The following is a 2,152-nucleotide window of genomic DNA, read 5'->3' as shown; positions in this document are numbered from 1 at the left end:
GGAAGACCCAGGTCAGCAGCCCGGCCAGGATCGCCACCGCGGGATAACCGAAGAGCCACGCCACCCGGCTGCCGGGCGTGCGCTCCTCCTCGCCTGCATTCAGCAGCATGATGACGAAGACGAACAGCACCATGATGGCGCCGGCATAGACGATGAGCTGGATGGCAGCGACGAACTCCGCGCCCAGCAGCAGGTAGATCACCGCCAGCGAGCCCATCACCACGATCAGCGAGAGCGCCGAGTTGATGGGATGGCGCTGGGCCAGCAGGTTGATGGCGCCGGCCACGCAGATCGCCGCGAAAATGAAGAACAGGAGCTGCTGCATCCTAAGCCCTCAGTCCCACCACCAGGCTGGTCACCACGATATTGGCCAGCGCCAGCGGCAGCAGGACCTTCCATCCGAAGGCCATCAGTTGGTCGTAGCGGAAGCGCGGCAGCGTCCCGCGCACCCAGATATAAAGGCAGAGAAAGAGAAAGACCCGCAGCGAGAACCAGAAGACGGGCATCAGCGCCTGCGCCCACGCCGGCAGGAACGCCGGCACCGGCCCGCTCCATCCGCCCAGGAAGAGCAGGGAAGCCAGACAGCCGACCGTGATCATGTTGGCGTACTCCGCCATCATGAACATGGCGTACTTCATGGAGCTGTACTCGGTGTGATAGCCGGCCACCAGCTCGGTCTCGGCCTCGGGCAAGTCAAAGGGAGTGCGATTGGTCTCGGCGAAGGCGGCGCAGAGATAAAGGAAAAAGGCCACGATCTGCCCGCCGCGAAAGATGTTCCAATGCAGCACGCCGCCCGCCTGCGCCTCCACGATGCCGCGCAGGCTGAAGGTGCCGGAGAGGATGAGCACCCCCACCAGCGAGAGTCCCAACGCCACCTCGTAGCTCACCATCTGGGCGCTGGCGCGCAGCCCGCCCAGCAGCGAGTACTTGCTGTTCGACGACCACCCCGACAGGGCCACGCCGTAGACCCCGATGGAGGTCACGCCCAGGATGACCAGCAGCCCGATGTTCACGTCGGTGACCTGCAGGGGGATGGCGCGCCCGGCGATGGTGATCGAGTTCCCGAAGGGGATGACGGAGATCGAAGTCAGCGCCAGGGCGAGCGAAAGGATGGGCGCCAGGATGTAGAGCGGCTTGTAGACGTGCGGCGGCACCAGGTCTTCCTTGAAGATGAGCTTCAGCCCGTCGGCCAGGGGCTGCAGCAGGCCGAAGGGGCCGACGCGGGTCGGGCCCCAGCGGTTCTGGATGTGGCCCACCAGCTTGCGCTCCAGCCACACCGTGTAGGCCACGCCAGTCAGCAGCAACACCACGAGCACCACGATCTTGACGATCGCGATCCCGACGTAGATGGCGAACTCCGACAAGGGCGTGCGTCCCGGTCCCTGAAGCAAAGGTTGAACTGCGTTACTGGTGTTGTCCGCCGCTCAGTCGGCGGCGACCTCTTTCTCGCCCGGCAGTTGCATCTTGCGTTCCATCACTTGGTTGAGGATGGAGGAGTAGCGTCCCAGCGTCCCCGAACTGAACAAGTCGTCGCGCGCGGGCAGCAGCAGCTCGTCCGCCTGGGCGCGGCCCACGGCGGCCTCCTCCGTGCGCGTGTGGACATCGTTGCCGAGCAGCAGGTTCAGCGGATCCACGGCGTAGCCGGGGACCAGGCGCTGGATCTCGTCGCGCACCGCCGACGGGCTGAAGAAGCTGACGCGCGCCTCCAGCTCCTGGCGCTCCAGCCAAACGGCGTGGCGGTCGGCCTCGCCCGCCTGCGCCCCGCGCGATTGCCCCAGGTCGGCCTGCACCCCACCCCCGCGCGGCAGCAGCTTCTCCGGATCGAAGCCCATGCGCGCGGCGAGCTGCGCGATGATGTCCAGGTCCGCCCGCGGCCCGGCGACGTCGCCCGCCTTCTGCAGCAATTGCAGGTCGCCGCAGGTGTTGGTCGTGCTGCCCGACTTCTCGTAGGCGTTGGCCGCGGGCAGGACGACGTCGGCAAGGGCCGCGGTCTCGGTGAGGAACATGTCCTGGACCACCACGAAGCTGCCGGTGAAGGCGAAGGGGTCGAGGGCGAAGCGCGCCACCGGGTTGGAGCCTACGACGTAAAGTGCCCCCAGTTCGCCGCGCTTGGCCGCGCCCACCATCTGCTTCAGGTTGAGGCCGCGTTCGG

The 2,152-nt window shown here is 66.8% G+C and carries 3 protein-coding genes; all 3 read right to left on the bottom strand.

The features are described from left to right. Positions 1–325 (bottom strand): NADH-quinone oxidoreductase subunit J (locus tag VEG08_12835; GenBank protein ID HXZ28871.1); only part of this gene is annotated, 325 nt, incomplete at its 3' end. Position 326: 1 nt separating this feature from the next. After that, positions 327–1,364, bottom strand: a complete 1,038-nt coding sequence (nuoH, locus tag VEG08_12830; protein HXZ28870.1) for an NADH-quinone oxidoreductase subunit NuoH — start codon at positions 1,362–1,364, stop codon at positions 327–329. Positions 1,365–1,424: 60 nt separating this feature from the next. Next, positions 1,425–2,152, bottom strand: a 728-nt coding sequence (locus VEG08_12825; GenBank protein ID HXZ28869.1) for a molybdopterin-dependent oxidoreductase, incomplete at its 5' end; no start/stop codon positions are given.

It is taken from the genome of Terriglobales bacterium (assembly GCA_035624475.1).
In the GTDB taxonomy this organism is placed as follows: domain Bacteria; phylum Acidobacteriota; class Terriglobia; order Terriglobales; family Acidobacteriaceae; genus DASPRL01.
The sequence above is the reverse complement of the archived record's forward strand: the minus strand, read 5'-3'. Positions and strand labels throughout refer to the sequence as shown.